Origin of the sequence: Kitasatospora sp. DSM 101779 (assembly GCF_025655475.1) — a bacterium.
Lineage (GTDB): Bacteria > Actinomycetota > Actinomycetes > Streptomycetales > Streptomycetaceae > Kitasatospora.
Genome location: NZ_JAHTIK010000001.1, coordinates 6,378,046 through 6,398,787, shown reverse-complemented (window position 1 = coordinate 6,398,787; position 20,742 = coordinate 6,378,046). Strand labels below are relative to the sequence as shown.

The 20,742-nt window shown below is 75.2% G+C and carries 17 protein-coding genes; 10 read left to right on the top strand and 7 right to left on the bottom strand.

Annotated features, from left to right (window positions below; all coding sequences use genetic code 11):
- Nucleotide 1: 1 nt before the first annotated feature.
- Complete coding sequence (locus KSNIM_RS29095; RefSeq protein ID WP_263106097.1) at nt 2-583, bottom strand: GNAT family N-acetyltransferase; 582 nt, start codon at nt 581-583, stop codon at nt 2-4.
- Nucleotides 584-653: 70 nt separating this feature from the next.
- On the opposite strand from KSNIM_RS29095, the gene KSNIM_RS29090 reads away from it, so the two are divergent.
- Both KSNIM_RS29090 and KSNIM_RS29085 read left to right on the top strand, forming a co-directional pair.
- Nucleotides 654-1,451, top strand: coding sequence for a YwqG family protein (locus tag KSNIM_RS29090; protein WP_263106096.1), 798 nt, complete (start codon nt 654-656; stop codon nt 1,449-1,451).
- A gap of 43 nt (nt 1,452-1,494) precedes the next feature.
- On the top strand, nt 1,495-2,184 hold the full coding sequence (locus KSNIM_RS29085) for an aspartate/glutamate racemase family protein (RefSeq protein ID WP_263106095.1): 690 nt from the start codon (nt 1,495-1,497) through the stop codon (nt 2,182-2,184).
- A gap of 18 nt (nt 2,185-2,202) precedes the next feature.
- Here KSNIM_RS29085 and KSNIM_RS29080 read toward each other — a convergent pair whose 3' ends face one another.
- The 3 genes from KSNIM_RS29080 to KSNIM_RS29070 form a co-directional block, all read right to left on the bottom strand.
- Nucleotides 2,203-5,421, bottom strand: coding sequence for an error-prone DNA polymerase (locus tag KSNIM_RS29080; protein ID WP_263106094.1), 3,219 nt, complete (start codon nt 5,419-5,421; stop codon nt 2,203-2,205).
- Between the two features lie 157 nt (nt 5,422-5,578).
- Nucleotides 5,579-7,390 carry a hypothetical protein gene (locus tag KSNIM_RS29075; RefSeq protein WP_263106093.1) on the bottom strand — a complete coding sequence of 604 codons (1,812 nt, stop codon included), beginning with the start codon at nt 7,388-7,390 and terminating at the stop codon, nt 5,579-5,581.
- 1 nt (nt 7,391) lies between these two features.
- Nucleotides 7,392-8,216 carry a hypothetical protein gene (locus tag KSNIM_RS29070; RefSeq protein ID WP_263106092.1) on the bottom strand — a complete coding sequence of 275 codons (825 nt, stop codon included), beginning with the start codon at nt 8,214-8,216 and terminating at the stop codon, nt 7,392-7,394.
- A gap of 205 nt (nt 8,217-8,421) precedes the next feature.
- On the opposite strand from KSNIM_RS29070, the gene KSNIM_RS29065 reads away from it, so the two are divergent.
- Nucleotides 8,422-8,826 carry a VOC family protein gene (locus KSNIM_RS29065; RefSeq protein ID WP_263106091.1) on the top strand — a complete coding sequence of 135 codons (405 nt, stop codon included), beginning with the start codon at nt 8,422-8,424 and terminating at the stop codon, nt 8,824-8,826.
- Between the two features lie 77 nt (nt 8,827-8,903).
- On the opposite strand, the gene KSNIM_RS29060 is transcribed toward KSNIM_RS29065, so the two are convergent.
- Complete coding sequence (locus tag KSNIM_RS29060) at nt 8,904-10,007, bottom strand: PP2C family protein-serine/threonine phosphatase (protein ID WP_263106090.1); 1,104 nt, start codon at nt 10,005-10,007, stop codon at nt 8,904-8,906.
- A gap of 243 nt (nt 10,008-10,250) precedes the next feature.
- Between KSNIM_RS29060 and KSNIM_RS29055 the strand changes: the two genes are divergently transcribed.
- Nucleotides 10,251-11,171 carry an oxygenase MpaB family protein gene (locus KSNIM_RS29055; RefSeq protein WP_263108154.1) on the top strand — a complete coding sequence of 307 codons (921 nt, stop codon included), beginning with the start codon at nt 10,251-10,253 and terminating at the stop codon, nt 11,169-11,171.
- A 47-nt stretch (nt 11,172-11,218) separates the two neighbouring features.
- Nucleotides 11,219-11,815 (top strand): DinB family protein, encoded by a 597-nt coding sequence (locus KSNIM_RS29050; RefSeq protein ID WP_263106089.1) that lies wholly within the window; start codon nt 11,219-11,221, stop codon nt 11,813-11,815.
- On the opposite strand, the gene KSNIM_RS29045 is transcribed toward KSNIM_RS29050, so the two are convergent.
- Nucleotides 11,809-14,097, bottom strand: a complete 2,289-nt coding sequence (locus KSNIM_RS29045) for a transglycosylase domain-containing protein (protein ID WP_263106088.1) — start codon at nt 14,095-14,097, stop codon at nt 11,809-11,811. The genes KSNIM_RS29050 and KSNIM_RS29045 overlap by 7 nt on opposite strands.
- A gap of 218 nt (nt 14,098-14,315) precedes the next feature.
- On the opposite strand from KSNIM_RS29045, the gene KSNIM_RS29040 reads away from it, so the two are divergent.
- From KSNIM_RS29040 to KSNIM_RS29020, 5 genes are all read left to right on the top strand, one after another.
- A complete protein-coding gene (locus KSNIM_RS29040; RefSeq protein ID WP_263106087.1) occupies nt 14,316-15,911 on the top strand; it encodes an AMP-binding protein in 1,596 nt (531 codons plus the stop codon).
- Between the two features lie 286 nt (nt 15,912-16,197).
- Nucleotides 16,198-17,268 carry an isopenicillin N synthase family dioxygenase gene (locus KSNIM_RS29035; protein WP_263106085.1) on the top strand — a complete coding sequence of 357 codons (1,071 nt, stop codon included), beginning with the start codon at nt 16,198-16,200 and terminating at the stop codon, nt 17,266-17,268.
- A 176-nt stretch (nt 17,269-17,444) separates the two neighbouring features.
- Complete coding sequence (locus KSNIM_RS29030) at nt 17,445-18,449, top strand: hypothetical protein (RefSeq protein WP_263106084.1); 1,005 nt, start codon at nt 17,445-17,447, stop codon at nt 18,447-18,449.
- Entirely contained in the window at nt 18,434-18,793 is a 360-nt protein-coding gene (locus tag KSNIM_RS29025) for a GntR family transcriptional regulator (RefSeq protein ID WP_263106083.1), read from the top strand. Before KSNIM_RS29030 ends, KSNIM_RS29025 begins: the two co-directional genes overlap by 16 nt.
- Nucleotides 18,794-18,926: 133 nt before the next feature.
- Nucleotides 18,927-20,096: an ALF repeat-containing protein gene (locus tag KSNIM_RS29020; RefSeq protein WP_263106082.1), complete on the top strand. Its 1,170-nt coding sequence runs from the start codon at nt 18,927-18,929 to the stop codon at nt 20,094-20,096.
- Nucleotides 20,097-20,188: 92 nt separating this feature from the next.
- On the opposite strand, the gene KSNIM_RS29015 is transcribed toward KSNIM_RS29020, so the two are convergent.
- Nucleotides 20,189-20,659: a PPOX class F420-dependent oxidoreductase gene (locus tag KSNIM_RS29015; protein ID WP_263106081.1), complete on the bottom strand. Its 471-nt coding sequence runs from the start codon at nt 20,657-20,659 to the stop codon at nt 20,189-20,191.
- Between the last annotated feature and the right edge of the window lie 83 nt (nt 20,660-20,742).

Sequence of the window (20,742 nt, the reverse complement as noted above, 5' to 3'; positions counted from 1 at the left end):
CTCAGCGGCCCGCGCCGAACGGCACCGGCTCCGGGTCGCCGGCCAGGCGGGCGTGCAGGTGCTCGTCGTGGTGGCGGCCGTCGCCGTAGCGGTGCGAGGCCCGCAGGATGCCCTCCAGCGGGAAGCCGCAGCGTTCGGCGACCCGGCAGGAGGCGGTGTTGCCGACGGCGTGGCACAGCTCGATCCGGCGGGCGCCCGCGGTGGTGAACGCCCAGCGGGTGGCGGCCGCGGTCGCCCGGGTCGCCACCCCGCGGCCGCGGGCCTCCGGCAGCAGCCGGTAGCCGATGGCGGCCTGCCCGTCGGCGCGGTTCGGCCAGTACAGGCCGACCGTGCCGAGCAGCGCCGCGGTGGCCGCGTCCAGCACGGCGAAGCCCGCGATGTCCCCGCTGCCTCCGTCCGCGTGGCCGAGGATCCACGCCTCGGGGTCGGTCTCGTGGATCGGGTTCCACAGCGCGACCTCCTCGTCCGCGACGATCCGGGCGACGCCCGGGGCGTAGCGCAGCAGCCCGGCGCCCCAGGGCAGCAGAAGGACGTCCCCGAGGTCGAGCGGGGCGGGGGCGAAGCCGGGTCCGGTGAGGGTCATGGCCACCAGTCGTACCCGCCGCGGCGGCCCGCTGCCAACCGGTTTCCCGGGCGCTGCGATGATCGCGGGCATGGAGTTCGACGACCCCGCCGCCCTGCACCGGATCTGCGCCGAACGGCTCGGCGAGGAGGCCGGCGGGCAGTTCGCCGCGCTGGCCCGCCGCGGCTTCCGGCTGGAGCGCACGGCGGTCGGCGCCCCGGCCACCGGACACTGCCGGCTCGGCGGCCCCGCCCTGCTGGAGCCCGACACCCCCTGGCCCGTCCACGACGGCATGCCGCTCTCGCTGCTCGCCGTCCTCGACACCGACGCGCTCGCGCCCTGGCTCGGCGACCACCTGCCCGTCCGGCCCGGCCTGCTGAACTTCTTCCAGCTCGACCCGGACGTCCCGTACGAGGAGTACGCGAAGCTCGACACCTCCTCCCCCGCGATGTACCGGGTGCTCCCGGCCCACCCGGCGCGGGCCGTGGAGACGGACGCGCCCGAGCCCGCGCACCGGTGGCCGGCCGTCCCGCTGCACGCCGCCGGGGTGGTGATGCTGCCGGACGGCTGGGACGTCGAGGACGAGGACCTCGCCTTCGACCGGGACGCGCACTGGGGCGCCCCCTCGCTGATCCTCGACGCCATGGACGGCCTGAACGGGAACACCGCCGACCGCCACCGCGCCTTCGGCTGGCCGGACACCTCCTACAGCTCCCCGGTGACCGCCCGCGACGCCGACGGGCCCGCCGTCCACCTGCTGCAGCTCGCCGGCGACGCCGCACTGAACTGGGGCTGGGGCGACGCCGGGTCGCTCTACTTCACGATCCCGGCCGGGGCCCTCGCGGCCGGCGACTTCACCCGGGCCGGGGCCGAGGTGCGGTGTTGCTGAGCCTCCGGGGCGGGCCGACGCGGCGGTGTGCGAGAGTGGCGCGATGAGGACGATCGGACTGATCGGCGGGATGAGCTGGGAGTCGACCGCCGAGTACTACCGGCTGCTGAACGAGCTCACCAGGGAGCGGCTCGGCGGGCTGCACTCGGCGAGGTGCGTGCTGTACTCGGTGGACTTCGCCGAGATCGAGCGGCTGCAGACCGCCGGCCGCTGGGACGAGGCGGGCGAGGTGCTGGCAGGTGCCGCAAAGGCCTTGGCCGCGGCCGGCGCCGAGCTGCTGCTGATCTGCACCAACACCATGCACAAGGTGGCCGACCGGGTCGCGGCGGCGGTGGACGTGCCGCTGCTGCACCTCGCGGACACCACGGCCGGGGCCGTCCGGGCCGCGGGGCTGCGCCGGATCGGTCTGCTGGGCACCGCCTTCACCATGGAGCAGGACTTCTACCGCGGCCGCCTCGCCGGCCACGGCCTGGAGGTGCTGGTGCCGGACGGTCCGGGCCGGGCCGAGGTGCACCGGGTGATCTACGAGGAGCTGTGCCTCGGCGTGGTCCGCGAGGAGTCCCGGGCCGCCTACCGCGAGGTGATCGCCGATCTGGTGGCCCGCGGTGCCGAGGGCGTGGTGCTGGGCTGCACCGAGATCGAACTGCTGGTCGGGGCGGCGGACAGCCCGGTGCCGGTCTTCCCGACGACCAGGCTGCACGCCGAGGCGGCCGTGGCGGCGGCCCTGGCCTGACGCCCCTCCGGAGGCGGTTCACAGGCCGATCCGCAGCGGGTCGAGGCGGGTGGCGACCAGGTTGGTGGCGCCGTGGTGGCGCTCCACGTGGCCGCGGACGAGCAGGCCGGCCCGGTCGAGGGCGGTGCGGCGGCGGGACTCCCAGACCGGACGGCTGCAGATGACGTTGATCAGGCCGGTCTCGTCCTCCAGGCTGATGAAGAGCACCCCGCCGGCCGTCGGCGGCCGCTGGCGGTGCGTCACCAGTCCGCCGACCACCACCGGCGTACCGGGCGGGACGGCGCCCAACTGGGCGGCGGTGAGCGCGCCGCCGCGGTTGAGCGCGTCCCGCAGGTGCTGCACCGGATGGCTGGTGGCGGAGGCGCCGACCGCCCACAGGTCGGCGATGGTCTCCTCGACCGGGGTCATCGCGGGCAGCGGCGGGGCGGTCGCGCCCGGGGCGGTGCCCGGGATGGTGTCGGGGCCCGAGGCCGCGTACACCCCGGCCGACCACAGTGCCTGACGCCGGGTCAGGCCGAAGCAGCCGAAGGCGCCGGCGGTGGCCAGGGCCTCCAGCACGGGGGCGGGCAGCGCGGTGCGGCGGGCGAAGTCCTCCAGGTCGGTGTACGGCTGTCCGGCGGCGACGAGTTCGGCCTGCGCGTCGCCGAGGCCGCGGACGGCGGACAGCCCGAGCCGGATCGCCGGCTGCGGCTTGCCGGCGGTGAGCGGCGGCGGGGCGGAGGGCTCGTCCTCCGGCTCCAGGACGGGCCCGGCCGCGGAGGCGTTGACGTCCACCCCGCGGACCCGCACCCCGTGCCGCCGGACGTCGGTGATCAGGCTGAGCGGCGAGTAGAAGCCCATCGGCTGGTTGGCCAGCAGGGCGCAGGTGAAGGCCGCCGGGTGGTGGTACTTGAGCCAGGCGCTGGCGTACACGAGGTAGGCGAAGCTGATCGCGTGGCTCTCCGGGAAGCCGTAGTTGGAGAAGGCCTCGATCTTGGTGTAGACGTCCTCGGCGGTCTCGGCGGGGATGCCGCGTTCGGCCATGCCCTGCAGCAGGCGTTCGCGGAGTTCGGCGACCCGCTGGTGGGAGCGCTTGGCGCCCATCGCCTGGCGCAGCCGGTCGGCCTCGGCGGGGCTGAACCCGGCGCAGTCGATGGCGAGTTGCATCATCTGCTCCTGGAACAGCGGTACGCCGAGGGTCTTTCCGAGGGCGCGTTCCATCAACGGGTGCGGGCAGTGGGCGGGTTCGGTGCCGGCCCGGCGGCGCAGGTACGGGTGGACGGATCCGCCCTGGATCGGGCCCGGGCGGATCAGCGCGACCTCGACCACCAGGTCGTAGAAGTGCCGGGGGCGCAGCCGGGGGAGGGTGGCCATCTGGGCGCGGGACTCGACCTGGAAGAGGCCCACCGTGTCGGCGCGGCAGAGCATCTCGTACACGGCCGGGTCGTCGTCGGGGATGTCGGCGAGGGTGTACCGGTCGCCGGAGTGGGCGGCGATCAGGTCGCAGGTGTCGTGCAGGGCGGAGAGCATGCCGAGGCCGAGCAGGTCGATCTTGACGAGTCCGGCGCCCGCGGTGGAGTCCTTGTCCCACTGCAGGACGGAACGGCCGGGCATCCGGGCCCACTCGGTGGGGCAGATCTCGCCGACCGGCTCCCGGGTGAGCACCATGCCGCCGGAGTGGATGCCCAGGTGCCGCGGCAGGCCGAGGAGTTGCTCGCCGAGGCCGAGCACGTCGGCGGGGATCAGGGCGTCCGCGGCGGGGGCGGAACGGAAGTCGACCTGCTTGGTGAAGGCCTCGATCTGGCCGCTCGGGTAGCCGAGCGCCCGGGCGGCGTCGCGCAGCGCCAGCCGGGGCCGGTAGGTGATGACGTTGGCGACCTGGGCGGCGTGCTCGCGGCCGTAGCGGCGGTAGACGTACTGGATGACCTCCTCGCGGCGGCGGTTCTCGATGTCGAGGTCGATGTCGGGCGGGCCGTCGCGCTCCACGCTGAGGAAGCGCTCGAAGAGCAGGCCGTAGTGCAGCGGGTCGACGGCGGTGATGCCGAGGGCGTAGCAGACCGCGGAGTTGGCGGCCGAGCCGCGGCCCTGGCACCAGATGTCCTGGCGGCGACAGAACGCGACGATGTCGTGGACGATGAGGAAGTAGCCGGCCAGGTCGAGCTGGTCGATGACGTCGAGTTCGCGGGCGAGTTGGCGCAGTGCGGGTTCGTTGTCGGGGCCGAAGCGGGCCGGGCCGGCCTCGACGACCATGGCGCGCAGGTGGCTGATCTCGGTGTGCCCCTCCGGCACGGGGAAGCCGGGCAGCCGGGGTTCGAGGCCGCCGAAGTCGAAGGCGCAGGCCCGGGCGAGGTCGACGGTGGCCTCCCGGACGCCGGGGAAGCGGGCCAGCCGGGCGGCCATCTCGCGGCCGGAGCGCAGGTGCGCGGTGCCGGCGGCCATCGTCCAGCCGGCCGCGTCGCGCAGGGTGCGGCGGTCGTGCAGGGCGGCGAGGGCCTGGGCGAGCCGGCCCTGGGCGGGGGCGGCGTGGTGCGCGTTGTTGGAGGCGACGGCGGTCAGCCCGGACCGGGCGGCGAGGGCGGCCAGCCGGTCGTTGCGCAGGTCGTCGCCGGGCAGCCGCTGGTCGATCAGTTCGACGAAGACGTTCTCCCGGCCGAACGCCTCGGCGAGGGCGCGGAGTTCGCGCAGTGCGGCTTCCTCGCCGACGGTGGCCAGGGCGGCCGGGACACGGCCCTTGCGACAGCCGGTGAGCACCGCCCACTCGCCGCGGTGGGCGGCGGCGAGCTCGGCGAAGTCGTACGCGGGGCGGTTCTTGGCGCCGCCGCGCAGCTGGGCGGCGCTGATCGCGGCGGACAGCCTGCGGTAGCCCTCCGGGGAGCGGGCGAGCACCAGCAGGTGGTCGTCCGGGGTGAGCGAGAGTTCGGCGCCGAAGACGGTGCGCACCCCGGACTCCTTGGCGGTCTCGGCGAACCGGACGGCGCCGTACAGGCCGTCGTGGTCGGTGAGCGCGATCGCCTCCACGCCGAGCCGGGCGGCCTCGGCGGTCAGCACCTCGGGGTCGCTGGCGCCGTCCAGGAAGCTGAAGGCCGAGTGCACGTGCAGTTCGGCCCAGGCCGGGATACCGGGTGCGGGCGGCGGGGGCGGTTCCTGCGGCTGGCGGCGGCGCAGCGGCACCACGGTGCCGCCGGACGGCGCGGGCCGGCCGGACATCCGGCGGTGGAGTTCGCTCCAGGGGAGCGAGGGGTGGCTGGTGAATCCCATCGGGGGTGGTGCTCCGTAGGTCGTCCGTCCGGCTCCCCCTGCCGGTCGGTCGTGGGGTGGTGGGCCCGGTGGTCCGGGTCCGGCGTGTGCCGTGTCGGCGCGTCGTGTGCCTGCGGGTGCCGTGCCTGCGGGTGCCGTGCCTGCGGGCGCTGTGCCGTCAGTCGTAGGCGCCCTCCACGTACCAGTGGCCGCCCTCGACGGTGAGCAGCAGTGCCCGGCCGTCGGCGACGGCGACCTGGAAGCGCGCCCGGCGGCGGGCCCGGGCCGGGTCCCACCAGTGCTCGACCGCGGGCCAGGGGCCCGTCCAGCCGGTGACCTCCAGGACGCGGCCCTCCAGGGCGATCCGGGCCGGCGGGGCGGAGACCTCGGCGCGGCCGTCCACGCCGACCGGCTGCCCGGCCGCGTCCAGCACGGTGACCGGCACCGGGGCGCGGGGCACCACCGACGGCGCCGGATCCTGCACCCGGCCGGGCCAGGGGGCGGTGGCCGCGGCGGTGTGCCGCTCCCCGGAGTCCTCCGTCCAGGTGGTGCGGGCCGCCCACTCGCCGGGGCCGCGGCCGCCGGCCGGCTCGACCCGGCGCAGCCCCGCGTACCCGAGCAGCGCCTGGACGCGGGCGACCGCGCGCTCCACCCGGTCCTCGACGACGGCCTGTCCCCAGAGCGCCAACTGCCGTCCGCGGTCCGGGACGAGGCCGTCCGGGACGAGCCGCAGCGCGGTGAACCCGCCGGCCTCCTCCGGGAAGCGCCCTGCGCCCTGCCAGGCCTGCAGTTGCCAGCGGACCCGTTCCGCCAGCGCCGGGGAGCCCAGCCTGCCCTCGTGCCGCCACAGCCGGGATGCCGTGCTGCCGTCGGCGCAGGTCACCTCGACGGCGACGCGCTGGCAGGCGAGTCCGGCCTCGCCGAGCCGGGCGTGCAACCGCTCGGCGAGTGCCCGGCCGACGAAGACCAGCGGCTCGGAGGACTCCTCCGGCGGGTCGAAGCGCTGCTCGACGGTCAGGTCGGGGCCGGATCTGCGGGGTGTCAGCGGACGGGCCTGCAGGCCGCGGGCCAGCCGGTGCGCGGCCGTGCCCGCGGGGCCGAACCGGTCGGCGACGGCCTCGCCGGAGAGCACCGCGAACGCACCGACCGTGTGGATGCCGAGGCGGCCCAGCAGATCGGCGAGGTCCTCGTCGCCGAGCGCCGCCACCGGGTAGGGGGCCAGGAACTCGGCCGTGCGCCCCACCGGCACCAGCACCCCCGCCCGGGCCGCGAGCACCGCCGCGAACAGCCCGTCCGCCACCCCCACCAGCCCGGACGGCGGCCCGGGGGCGGCCTCCGGCGCAGCACTCCCCACCGCAGGGGCGCCCTGCGGGTGGGCGGCGGGGTCGGCCTCGGGGGCGGCGTTCGGCCGGCCGGCCGGGTCGGCACCGGGGACGGCGTGCAGAGGGGTCTGCGGCCGGGCGTCGGGGGCGGCGTACGGGTGGCCGGGCCCGTCCTGTCCGTCCGCACGCGGCGCCGGGGCTCCGCCGGGGTCGGGCTCGTTCTCGTAGGGGGTGCGGGCGCCTGCGGTTTCGTCCGGGGCGGCGAGGGCGACGGCGACCGCCGCGCGGATCCTGCCGGCCAGGGCCTCTTCGCCGCCGAAGTAGCGGGCGGGACCCTTGACCGGGATCGCGCAGAGGCCGGGCCGGAGCACCTCGACCCGGGGGGTGAAGGCCTCGACCGCGGCGGCGACCGGTTCGAAGCGCCGGGCCTCGGCCTCCGGGTCGCGTTCGCGCAGGCGCAGTTCGGGGCAGAGCCGCTGGGCGAGCCGGAGCTTCTGGCCGCGTCGGACCCCGGAGCTGCGGGCCTCGTCCGAGCAGGCCAGGACGTGGCCGGAGACCACCACGGCGACCGGTCCGCGGTCCCCCCCGGCGGGTGCGGTGGCGACGACGGGCCAGTCCGGGCACCACACCACGAGGACGCGGGGCACCTGGGGCTGCGGTTCGGCCATGTCAGACCACCGCCACGGCGGCCGCGGCCGGCCCGGGGGCGGGCCGGTGCAGCGGGGCCGGGGCCGACCGGCTTCCCGGCAGGCCGAGCGGGGCGGCCGGCGGGTCCTCGGACGCGCTCTCGGACGAAGCGCCCGGCGCGGCCCCGAACGGCGCCCCGAACCGTGCGTCGAGCGGCGGCGCGAACGGCACGTCGAGCGGGGCGTCGAGCGGCCGGGAGCCCGACTCGACCGGGCGGGCGGTGCCGTGTTCGTCGGGCAGCCAGAGCCGGGCGGTCCGGAGGCGGGTGGCGGTGCCGCGGCCCTCTGCGGCGATCTCGACCTGGCGGCCGCGGAGTTGCCCGTACCCGTGGCCGAGGCCGAACCAGCGGCCGGAGCGGACGCTGAGCCGCAGTCCCGCACCGGGCCAGGGGCCGGCGACCAGCAGGGCGCAGCCGCCGCGCCTCAGGACGGCGGTGAGGCGGGCGGCGAGCTGGGGGGCGACGGGGCCGGTGGGGCGGAGCAGGATCACGCCGACGGCGCCGGCGAGGGCGGAGACCACCTCGGGCCAGTGCGGGCCGGGGTCGTCGGCGAGCAGCAGCCGGTGCAGGTCGAGGCCGTAGCCGGCGGCGGCGGCGAGCCCCAGGTCGGGCAGGCCGATCGCGGCGGCCCAGTCGCCGGCGGCCACGCTGCCGGCGGCGAGCGCCAGCAGGAGTGCGGTGTCGCCGGCGACGGAGACCGCGGTGCCGCGGCGCAGGGCACCGCCGGGGAGCAGCGGGGCCAGGGCCGGGAGGACCGGCAGCAGTGCGTCCTCGCCGGTCGGCGGGGCCGCCGCCGACCGTACGAACACATTTTCGATAATGGGCACACTCCCAGGATCGAACATCCGTTCGCCATTCTTCAAGTCCGAATCGCCTGACCGAGCCGCAGGTACACACGGCCTGCGACCCTGCGTGTCGGCCGGGACGCCGAGTGGCCCGTCCAGCACAGTGGGTGGGGTCAGGCGGGCGGCCGGGCCGCAGCCGGCGGGAACGACGGGCGGAGGCGGGAAGATCGTGGACTGGAAGCTCGAAGTGGTGGTGGTCCCGGTCTCCGACGTGGACCGGGCCAAGCACTTCTACGCCGACCGGGTCGGCTTCGTGGTCGACACCGACAGCCGGATCGGCGAGGAGGCCCGGATCGTCCAGCTGACCCCGCCGGGCTCGGCCTGTTCGATCATCGTCGGCACCGGGGTCAGCGACTCGCAGCCCGGTTCGATGCAGGGCCTGCAGCTGGTGGTGGACGACATCGAGGCGGCCCGGGCGGCCCTGGTCGAGGGCGGTGTCGAGGTCAGCCCGGTGCAGCACTTCGAGGACGGGGTGAAGGCCGAGGGCAAGGGCGGGGACTGGAACTCCTTCGTCTTCTTCGCCGACCCGGACGGCAACGGCTGGGCCGTCCAGGAGCGCCCGGCCGGCGCCTGAGCCCACGGCGCCCGAGCCCCTGTGGCGCCCGGGATCCCCCGACGCCCGAACCCCGGCCTCCGTCGGACGGCGCCCGCTCAGGCCCGTTCGATGGCCACCGCCGCGGCGTCGTCCTTCAGCCGCCCGCCGACGTGCGCCAGCAGGTCGCGGCGGAGCCGGTCGACCAGCGCGGACGGGGCGGTGCCGCCCCAGTCGGCGGCGCGTTCGGCGAGCGGGTAGAAGGCCCGTCCGCCGTCGCGGGCCTCGGTGACGCCGTCGGTGTAGAGCAGCAGGGTCTCGCCGGAGTGCACCTCGTAGGCGTCCTGCCGGTAGTGCGCGCCGGGCAGGGTGCCGAGCCCGATCGGCGGGGCGGAGTCGACCGCCTCCAGGGTGCGGACGGGCTTCCCCTCGGCCAGCAGCAGCGGCGGCGGGTGCCCGCAGTTGGCCATCCGCACCGGCTCCACCGGGTCGTCGGGCAGATCGGCGAGAAGCACGGTGACGAAGCGCTCGACGGCGTCGTCCTCGCCCGCCGCCGCGTCCGCACTCCCGGCGTCCCCGCCCGCGCCCCCGGCGGCCCCGGCGCTCCCCGCGGTCTCGGCCAGGTGCCGGGCGAAGCCGGCGTCGAGGGCGGCGGCGAGACCGGGCAGTCCGGTGTGGTGGTGGGCGAGTTCACGGAAGGCGCCGAGCACCTGGGCGGCGTCCTCGATGGCGGTCAGACCCTTGCCGCGGACGTCGCCGATCAGCACCCGGGTGGCGCCGGGCACCCGGGTCGCGGCGTACAGGTCCCCGCCGAGCAGCGCCTCGTTCTCGGCGGGCAGGTAGAGGGCGGCGAGCCGGAGCGGCCCCAGCCGGTCGGGCAGCGGCCTCAGCAGCACCCGCTGCACCGTCTCGGAGACCGAGCGCACCCGGGTGAGTTCGCGCCCGCGTCTCTCCCGGACGCGGCAGTACAGCACGATCAGCGTGGAGACCAGCACCAGCGCGATGATCTGCGTCTCGTGGTTGGCGGTGAACAGGCCGCCGTGGAAGATCCCGATGACCACCTGCGCGGCCGCCGCCAGGGCGCCGATCAGGCCGGTGAGCCAGGCGCCGGCGAAGGAGGCGGTGATCGCGGGCGCGACCACCAGCAGCGGGCCGAGGTGCACGTCGCTCGGGGAGGCCAGGTCGACCACCGATATCAGCACGATGAATCCCAGCGGGATCATCACCAGCGCATGGGCTCGCTGCCACGCCCCGCGCAGGGCAGCCGGGCGCCGCCGTCCGTGCACCGTCACCCCTCCACCCTGCACCCGCGGCGGTCCGCACACCTCCGCGACACGGCGCGCGGCCCAGCGGGCACCACGGGACGCGGCAGGGCGGGCGGTACGCCGGACGGCGCCGTTGACCGTGATCTTGGACAGCCCCTACAGTCGGGACCGCTCCCGCCCCGGCCCGTCGGAAGGTTCATGATGAAGCGTCACGACCGGCTGGACCGCATCCGGCAGCTCGACCCGGAGACCGACTACGCGGAGATCTACCGGATCAGCAGCTGGTACGAGTTCCCCTGGGACACCAACCAGTCGCTGGGCTTCGCGCTCTACCGCACCTACGCGGTGCCCTCCATCGGCCGGCTGCTGGCCCGGACGGGCGAGTTCACCGGCCGCGCGCAGAAGCGGTACGACGACACCGTGCTGATCCTGGAGGCCGTGCTGGAACACGGCTTCGACTCGGCGCAGGGCCGCGAGGCGATCCGGCGGATGAACGGGATGCACCGGCGGTACGAGATCTCCAACGAGGACTTCGTCTACGTCCTCGCCACCTTCGTGGTGGTGCCCAAGCGCTGGCTGGACGACTACGGCTGGCGCCCGTACTCCGCACACGAGATCCGCGCCGCCGTCAACTACTACCGCGAGCTCGGCCGGCACATGGGCCTGCGGGACGTCCCGGGGACGTACGAGGAGTTCGAGGAGCTGCTGGACGCCTACGAGAAGGCGAACTTCGCCTTCGACGAGGGCGGCCGGGCGGTCTCCGACGCCACCCTGGACCTCACCGCGAGCTGGTACCCGCGCCCGCTCGGCGCCCAGATGCGGCGCGCCTCGATCTGCCTGCTGGACGACCCGCTGCGGGAGGCGTTCGGCTACGCCAGGCCGCCGGCCCTGCTCACCGCGCTGGTCCGCGGCGGGATGCGGCTGCGCGGCCGGCTGGTCCGGCTGCTGCCGCCGCGCCGCAAGCCCCATCTGGCCCGGGACGGCCGGCAGGTCCGCGGCTACCCCCACGGCTACCGCATCTCCGAGCTCGGGACGTTCGAGGCACCGGCCGCAGGGTCCGTCGACGGGCCCGCCGAGGGGAAGGCCGGCGGGGGCTGCCCCTTCGGCGCCGGGGCGTCCTGACACGCCGCTCCGGAAGTGCTGTCGGTGGCCCGTGCCAGGCTGGCGGCATGACCGAGAACCCCGAGAAGCCCGACAGCCCTGCGACGGAGAACCCCGTGCCGGAGATCCCGCCGCAGAACTACGCCCAGGGGTGGGACGACGGCGGCGCCCGGCCCGCCCTCCCGCTGGTCGGCGACGAGCGGGAGATCCTCACCGCCTACCTCGACCACCACCGCGAGACGCTCGCCCTCAAGTGCGCCGGGCTGACGCCCGCGCAGCTGTCCGAGCACGCCGTACCGCCGTCCCGGCTGACCCTGCACGGGCTGCTGCGGCACCTCGCCGGGGTCGAGCGCTGGTGGCTGCACCTGCAGTTCGCCGGGCTGGCGACGGAGATGCTCTACTACTCCGACGACGACCCCGACCAGGACTTCGAGAGCCTCGACGGCGACCCGGCCCAGGCGCTGGCCGTCTGGCGGGCCGAGTGCGAACGCTCCCGGGAGATCGTCGCCGCCGCCCCCTCCCTGGACGTCACCGGCGTGCACCGGGCCACCGGGCAGCCGGTGTCACTGCGCCGCATCCTGGTCCACATGATCGCCGAGTACGCCCGCCACGACGGCCACGCCGACCTGCTGCGCGAGCGTCTCGACGGCGCGACCGGTTACTGACCGCCGGCCCGGCTCGGCTGCCCCGCGCCCGGGGTCGGCTCCACGGTGGTGCCGTGGGTCGGGCGCCCGGGGCCCGGGCTCGGCCGGCCCGTCGCGGGGGCCGTCTGGTCGCCGCCCCGGGTGGGCCGTCCGCCCTGGGTCGGCCCTCCGGTGGACGGCTGTCCTCCGCCCGGGGTCGGCCGGCCGGTCTCCGTGGCCTGCTGCTCGGGGCCGGACGGATCCGCGGTGGCGGCCGGCAGCCGCACCGCGGTGAACTCCCCGGCGGGGACGCCGTCCAGGGCGTCCTCGACGGCCTGCCGCCAGATCGGGCCGGCGACCGTACCGCCGAAGGCCGCGTAGATCCGCTCGCCGCCCATCCGCTGGCCCTCCAGCGGGGCCGGGTCCGTGGTGTCGCTGACGACCGTCGCGGCGGCCATCTCCGGGGTGTATCCGACGAACCAGACCTGCCGGCCCTCGTTGGTGGTACCGGTCTTGCCGGCCGTCTCCCGGTCGGACAGGCCGGCGGTGCTGCCGGTGCCGCCGTCCTCGACCACACCGCGGAGCATCGCGGTGAGGGTGTCCGCGGTGGTCCGCGACATCGCCTCGGTGCAGGCGGACTTCGGCACGCCCAGGGCCTTGCCGTCCGGGCCGGTCACCGAGGTGATCGCGGTCGGCGTGCAGTAGGTGCCGTGGGCGGCGAACGCCGCGTACACGCTCGCCATCTCCAGCGGGGTCAGGTCGTTGCTGCCGAGGGTCATCGACGGCACCACGCTGAGCTTCTCGCCGCCGGCCTGCTGGGTGATGCCCAGCTTGGCCGCCGTCTTCGCCACCTCGCACAGGCCGGTCTCGGCCTCCAGGTTGGCGAAGTAGGTGTTGACCGACTGCTTCATCGCGGCCGGCATGGCGAAGCTGCCGGTCAGGCTGCGGGCGTCGTTGTGCACCTCGCCGCCCTCCGGGAAGCGGCCGCCCGAGCAGTCCTGCATCGCCGGCCACGGCATGCTGTAGCCCGAGGTGTAGCTGCGGCTCACCGGGATGCCGTTCTCCAGCGCCGCCGCGGCCACGATCGGCTTGAAGGTGGAGCCGGTCGGGAAGCCGAGGCCGCCGCCCATCCGCTTCGGCACGTTCAGGTTGATCGTGGTCTGGTCCTTGCCGAGCCCGTACGGGCGGCTCTGCGCCATCGCCAGCACCTTGCCGGTGCCCGGCTGGACGACCGACATCACCGCGGCCGGCCGGTCGGAGGGTGCGGCGTGCGCGGTGACGGCCTGCTGCACCGCCTTCTGCGCCTTGGGGTCGAGGGTGGTGCGGATCTGCAGCCCGCCGCGCTTCCACAGCGCCTTCCGCTCCTCCGGAGTCCTGCCGAAGGCCGGGTCGGACAGCACCACCCGCTGCACGTAGTCGCAGAAGAAGCCCTCGCCCGTCCCCGCGGTGATGCAGCCCTGGTGCGCCCGGGTCACCTTCAGCTCCACCGGGGAGGCGATCGCCTCGGCCGCCTGCGCCGCGGTGATGTGCCCCAGCTCGGCCATCCGGCGCAGCACGGTGTCGCGGCGGGCCTTCGCCGCGACCGGGTTGACGATCGGGTCGTAGGCGGACGGCGACTGCACCAGGCCTGCCAGCAGGGCGGCCTGGGGAAGCGTCAGATCCTTGGCGTGCACGCTGAAGTACCGCTGGGCGGCCGTCTCTATGCCGTACGCCTTCTCACCGAAGAAGGTGATGTTGAGGTAGTTGGCGAGGATCTGGTCCTTGCTCAGGGTCTCCTCGACCTTGATGGCGTACTTGAGTTCGCGGACCTTGCGGTCCAGGGTCTGCCGCTGCGCCTCCTGGACCTTCTGCACGTCGTCGCCCGCCTGGTCGACGAAGACGTTCTTGACGTACTGCTGGGTGAGGGTGGACGCGCCCTGCGCGGTGGTGCCGGAGGCCGCGTTGGAGTTGAGGGCGCGCAGCACGCCCTTCAGGTCGACGGCGCCGTGCTGGTAGTAGCGGCTGTCCTCGATGTCCACCAGGGCGGTCTTGACCAGCGGCGACATCGCGTCGGAGGAGACGACCGTGCGGTCCCGGCTGTAGATGGTGGCGATCGTCCCGCCGGCCGCGTCGTAGACGGTGGACGCCTGGGAGAGCGGCGGTGTCCTGAAGTCGTCCGGCAGGCTGTCGAAGTCCTCCACCGCCGACTGCGCACCGAGCCCGGCGGCCCCCACGGCGGGGAGGGCGATGCCCGCGACGAGGACGCCACCCAGGGCGCTCGCGCCGACCAGACGGGCTGCCAGAACGACCTTCTTGCGGTAACCGATGGAGTTGTGACGCGCCATGGGATCGACCCTAGGCGAACCATCGCCCGCCACGAACCGGTTTTCTTCCCGCTTTCGTCACAACTCCGTGACAGCGCCCGCCCCGTCCGTCCCCGGACCCTCCCCGGGACGGCCCGGCGGCGCGCCGGGCCGGTGTGCTCTTGACGCGGGGGCACCGGGTGGCAAGCCTTGGTCCCGGCTGATCCCCCCCAGCCCGCTCCCGGCCCAGGAGGTCAACGGTGACCGCACAGGCGTCCCACACGCACGGCCGCACCGACGTGCCGCTGCTGGACGAGACGATCGGGCAGTGCCTGGACCGGGCGGTCGCCGCCCACCCGGACCGCGAGGCGCTGGTGGACGTGCCGAGCGGCCGCCGCTGGACGTACGCCGAACTCGGCCGGGACGTCGACCGGGTGGCCCGCGGCCTGCGGGCGCGCGGGGTCGGCCGCGGCGACCGGGTCGGCATCTGGGCGCTCAACTGCCCGGAGTGGGTGCTGGTGCAGTACGCCACCGCCCGGCTCGGCGCGATCCTGGTGAACATCAACCCGGCCTACCGGACGCACGAGTTGGCGTACGCGCTGAACCAGTCCGGGGTGGGCCTGCTGGTCGCCCAGCCCGCGTACCGCACCAGCGACTACCGGGCGATGGTGGCCGAGATCCGCGAGGAGTGCCCGGGCCTGCGGGAGACGCTGTGGATCGGCGACCCGGAGTTCCGGGAGCTCGACGGGGACGGGGGGTTCCCCGCCGACCTGGCGCCGGACGACCCGATCAACATCCAGTACACCTCGGGCACCACCGGCTTCCCGAAGGGCGCCACCCTCTCGCACCGCAACATCCTCAACAACGGCTTCTGGGTGGGCGAACTGGTCGGGTACACCGAGCAGGACCGGATCTGCCTGCCGGTGCCCTTCTACCACTGCTTCGGCATGGTGATGGGCAACCTCGCGGCGCTCAGCCACGGCGCCTGCGTGGTGATCCCCGGCCAGGGCTTCGACCCGGCCGCCACCCTGCACGCGGTCCAGGCCGAGCGGGCCACCTCGCTGTACGGCGTGCCGACGATGTTCATCGCCGAACTGGGCCTCGCGGACTTCGCGACCTACGACCTCACCTCGCTGCGCACCGGCATCATGGCCGGCTCGCCCTGCCCGGTGGAGGTGATGAAGCGCGTCCAGACCGAGATGCACATGGCCGAGGTGGCCATCGCGTACGGGATGACCGAGACCTCGCCGGTCTCCACCCAGACCCGCCTGGGCGACGGCCTGGAGCACCGCACCGGCACGGTCGGCCGGGTGCTGCCGCACCTGGAGGTGAAGGTCGTCGAGCCGGAGACCGGGCGGACGGTCGGCCGCGGTGTGCCCGGCGAGCTGTGCACCCGCGGTTACTCGGTGATGATCGGCTACTGGAACGAGCCGGAGCGCACCGCCGAGGCGATCGACGGCGAGGGCTGGATGCACACCGGCGACCTCGCGGTGATGCACGAGGACGGCTACCTGGCGATCGTCGGACGGATCAAGGACATGATCATCCGCGGCGGGGAGAACGTGTACCCGCGCGAGATCGAGGAGTTCCTGCACACCCACCCGGCGATCGCCGACGTCCAGGTGGTCGGCGTGCCGGACGAGCACTACGGCGAGGAGATCTGCGCCTTCGTGGTGCTGCGCGACCCGGCCGGCACCCTCGGGGCCGAGGAGGTCGCCGAGTTCTGCCGCGGCCGGCTCGCGCACTACAAGACGCCCCGCCACGTGCACGTGGTCGAGGGCTTCCCGATGACGGTCAGCGGCAAGGTGAGAAAGAACGAGCTGAGGGAACGGGCGGCCCGCGCACTGCGCGGGTGAGCCCCCGCCCCGGGCGGCGGGCGTGCGGGGCGAGGGCCCGGCCGCCGCCGCGTCGCGGTCCGTTACGCTGGTGGCGTGATCCTTCTCGTCAGCCGTCGCCACGTGGACCTGCTCCGCGTCACGAGCATGTCCTGTCGACGCTCCGGCTGATCCCGCTCGTCCTCCGCCCTTCGGGCACACACCCTCCCCCGGCCCCGCTGCACCGCCCACACCCGGCGCGGCAGCGGCAGCGTCCCCGGCGACCGCCGGGCCCGCCGGGGCATTCGACACCCAGGTGATGTCACCCATGACCCAGCAGTCCCGCCCCACCGCTTCCACCGGCACCGTCGACGACCGCACCGACGACCGTGCCGAGAACCTCCCGGTCATCGACCTCTCGCTCGCCGACGGCAGCGCCGAGGAGCGCGCACGGCTCCACGCGGCGCTCCGTTCCGCCGCCACCGACGTCGGCTTCTTCCAGCTCGTCGGCCACGGCGTGACCCCGGCCGAGACCGCCGCGCTCACCGAGGCGATGCACGCCTTCTTCGCCCTCCCCGAGGCCGACCGGCTGGCCGTGAGCAACCTCAACTCCCCGCACTTCCGCGGTTACACCCGCACCGGCGACGAGCGCACCGGCGGCAACCAGGACTGGCGCGACCAGCTCGACATCGGTGCCGAGCTGCCCCCGCACGTGCCCGGCTCCGGCGAGCCGCCGTACTGGTGGCTGGAGGGCCCGAACCAGTGGCCCGACGCGCTGCCCGAGCTGCGCGAGGCCTCACTGCACTGGATCGACCGGCTCGGCGCCGTCGCCCGCAGGCTGCTGCACGAGCTGCTCACCTCGATCGGCGCCCGGCCCGACTTCTACGACGACGCCTTCGCCGGCCACCCGCACCTGCGGCTGAAGCTGGTGCGCTACCCCGGCACCGCCCCGGACGGCGCCGGGCAGGGCGTCGGCTCGCACAAGGACTACGGCTTCATCACCCTGCTGCTGCAGGACACCGTCGGCGGCCTGCAGGTCGAGCGGGCGGACGGCTCCTTCCTGGAGGTGCCGCCGATGGAGGGCGCCTTCGTGGTCAACCTCGGCGAGCTGCTGGAGGTCGCCACCGACGGCTACCTCAAGGCCACCAGCCACCGGGTGGTCAGCCCGCCCGGCGCCCGCGAGCGGTTCTCGGTGCCGTTCTTCTACAACCCGCGGCTGGACGCGCACATCGAGCCGCTCGAGTTCCCGCAGGCCCACCACGCGCCCGGCGCCACCCAGGACCCGGCGAACCCGCTGTTCGCCGAGTTCGGCCGCAACGAGCTGAAGGGCTACCTGCGGGCGCACCCCGAGGTCACCCGCCGCCACCACGCCGACCTGCTGCCGCTCACCGCCGCCTGACGGCGGGGCCGGGCCGCCCCGGGGCCGTTCCCCGAGCCCCGGGCCCCCGAGCCGTTCCCGGGCGGAGGCACCCGGAGGGTCACAGCGACGATCGCAGATCGTTCCGCCACTGTTCTGGTGTTGTTCTAGAATGGTGCGAACAATCTGCGATCGTTCGCATCCCTGGAGGGATCTCCGTGTCCACCCTGCCGTTACCCCGACCGTCCCGGCCGTCCCGCACCGCGGTCGCCGTCACCGTCCTGCCTCCAGCCGCCGCCGCCGCGGCGGTCCTGCTGGGGTACGCGCGGCTGCGGCCGCAGCTGCCCGAACCGCTCGCCGTGCACTTCTCGGCCGGCGGCGCCGACGGCACCCTGCCCGCCTGGCGCTTCCTCGCCGCCGCCCTCGGGATGATCGCGCTCACCGGCGACTCCCTCGCCCGCCTGGCGCTCGCCGACGGCATGCCGTCCCGCGCCCGGCGCGCCCTGACCGCAGGAGACTGGGCGGCCGCGGCCCTGCTCGGCTCACTGTGCTGCCTGGTGCCGGTCGCCAACGCCCATGCCGCCCGCGCGGCAGACGCCCACCTGTCGGGGCTCGCCGTGGCCGCCTGCGGCGGCGGCGCGGCCCTCGCGGCAGCGGTCGGCCTGCTGCTGAGCGGCGCGGTCCTGCCTCCGGCACCGTCCGGGCCGACCGCTCCCCCGGCACCCGTCCCGATCGAGCTCGCCGCCGGGGAGGTCGTCTCCTGGTCCCGCACGGTCGGCTCGCCGCTGCTGCGGACCCTCGGCCCCGCCCTGCTGGGGCTCGCCGCCGTCCTGCTGGTCTCCGGGGCCGGCGCCGGTGCGCTGCCGGCCGCCCTGATCGGCGCGATCAGCACGGCCACCGGCCGGGTCCGGGTCACCGTCGACCGGCACGGCCTGACCGTACGCCTCCCGCTGGTGCGCCGGCCGTGGATGCGGGTGCCGCTGGAGCGGATCGCCGCCGCCGACCGCCGCGAGGTCCGGTGGACCGGGGTCTTCGGCGACGAGGGGTACCGCTCCGGTCCCGGGCGCAGCGGCCTGGTGCTGCGGCCCGGCGGGGCCGTCGCCGTCCTGCTCACCGACGGACGGGAGTTCCTCGTCTCCGTCCCCGACGCCGCCACCGCCGCCGGGCTGCTCACCGCGCTCGTCCGGTGCCCGCGGGAGGACCGCCCGTGCTCTTCCGCGTGAACCCCGCCTCCCCGCAGCCGCTGGCCGAGCAGATCGCCGCCTGCGTCCGCCGCGCCGTCGCCGACGGCACCGCGCGGCCCGGCGACCGGCTGCCGCCCGCCCGCAGCCTCGCCGACTCGCTCGACGTCAACATGCACACCGTGCTGCGCGGTTACCAGATCCTCCGCGAGGAGGGGCTGGTCGATCTCCGCCGCGGCCGCGGGGCGCAGCTCACCGACGCCGCGTCACCCGGCCGGGCCCGCCTGGGCGCAGCGGCCGGGGCACTGGTCGCGGAGGCCCGCACCCTGGGCCTGACGGACGAGGAGGTCATCGATCTCGTCCGGGACGCCCTCGCTCCGCCCTGACGGCCCGTGCGCGGAGCGCCGGAGGATCAGGTTCGTCAGCATCCGAAATGATTGATGTACGATCACATCCGCCGTTCCGTGTGAAGATCCGCGGCGACGGCGTGGCGCCTGATCATCGTTCCGGGGGGAATTCGTGAACATCCGTCGTTCGCTGGCCGCTGCCGCGCTCGTGGCAGCGGTCTCCGCACCTGTCGCCTTCGCCGCCGCACCCGCGTCGGCCGAGGAACTGCCGACCGGCCGGTCCCAGCCGGACACTGCCCCGGCCACCGACCCGGCCGACGACGACGCGGCCAAGCGGGACGCCGCCGACCGCGCCGAGATCCAGCGGATCCTGGCCGAGCCGACGACCGGTCGCGGTGTCCGCGAGGCCGCCACCAAGGCGCTCGCCGGTACCCCGCAGGACCGCCGGCACTTCCTCACCGTCGACCTGCCCAAGCTGCGGGCGGAGGACAACCGGGTCCGGGTCGCCCAGATCTACTCCGATCCGACCAACGGACGCGGCGTGCACGAGGGCGCCCGGAAGGTGATGGGCGGTACCGACGCCGAGGTCGAGCACTTCCTCACCGTCGAGCTGCCCGAGCTGCGGGCTCAGGACAACCGGGTCCGGCTGTCCCGGCTGATGGCCGATCCGAACAGCAGCCGGTACCTGCGCGAGGCCGCCGAGAAGGCGATGGACGGCACCGACGCCGAGGTCGAGCACTTCCTCACCGTCGAGCTGCCGAAGATCGTCGCCGACGACAACCGGATCAAGGTGGTGCGGATCCTCGGCGAGCCGGGCATCGGCCGGATCCTGCACGAGGCCGCCGAGAAGGCGGTCGACGGCACCGACGCCGACGTGCTGAAGTTCCTCGCGGACCTGCCTTCGCTCCGGGCCTCCGACGACCGGCTGAGGATCTCCCAGCTGGTCGAGACCGGCGGACCCGAGGTGAAGAAGGCGGGCCTCGCCGCCCTGGCGACCAACACCCCCGAGGCGCTCAGGGCCTTCCTGACCACCGGCCTCGCCCGGGCGCAGGCCAAGGACAAGGCCGCGGCCGGCCAGGGCGGCACCGGCACCGGCACCCAGGCCGGCACGGGCCAGGGCACCGGTGCGCAGGGCGGCAGCGGCAGCACCGTCACCCCGGTCTCCGCGACCACCGCAACGACCGCGGTCACCACCCGCACCACCGACACGACCACCGGCACCGACCGGCTGGCGTCGACCGGCACCGACGCACCGCTCGGCGGCATCGCCGCGGCCGGCGGTACGGCCGTCGCCCTCGGCGCCGTCGCGCTGATCGCGGCCCGCCGCCGCTCGCGGGCATGACCACGGGGTACGTCCGCTGACCCGAACGGGCCGGCGCCGGGGGCGTCTCCCGGCGCCGGCCCGTCGGTCCCACGGCGCCCGGCGGGCAGGTCCTAGCGGTCCTGCACCAGACGGGCGGGAAAGCCGCCGGTGGCGATCGGGCCCCAACGGCGCGGGGTGATCCGGATCAGCGACTTGCCCTGCCGGCGCATCGCCTCGCGGTACTCGTCCCAGTCCGGGTGCTCACCGGCGATGTTCCGGTAGTACTCCACCAGCGGTTCCAGGGCCTCCGGCATGTCCAGCACCTCGGCCTCGCCGTCCACCTGCACCCAGGGGCCGTTCCACTCGTCGGAGAGCACCACCACGCTGACCGCGGAGTCGCGCCGGGCGTTGCGGCTCTTCGCCCGTTCCGGGTAGGTGGAGATCACGATCCGGCCGCTGTCGTCCACCCCGCAGGTCAGCGGGGAGGCCTGCGGGGTGCCGTCGGCGCGGCGGGTGAGCAGCAGCGCCCGGTGGCGCGGACGGACGAAGTCCAGCAACTCGGCCAGCTCCACCCGGGTGTTGGTGGCGATCGAAGGGCTCATGGCCGCCAGCCTAGGCCGTGTCGTCCGATGCGGCCGGGTGCCGCAGCGGGGCGGGCGGGTGACCGCGGCTCGGGAGCGTTCCC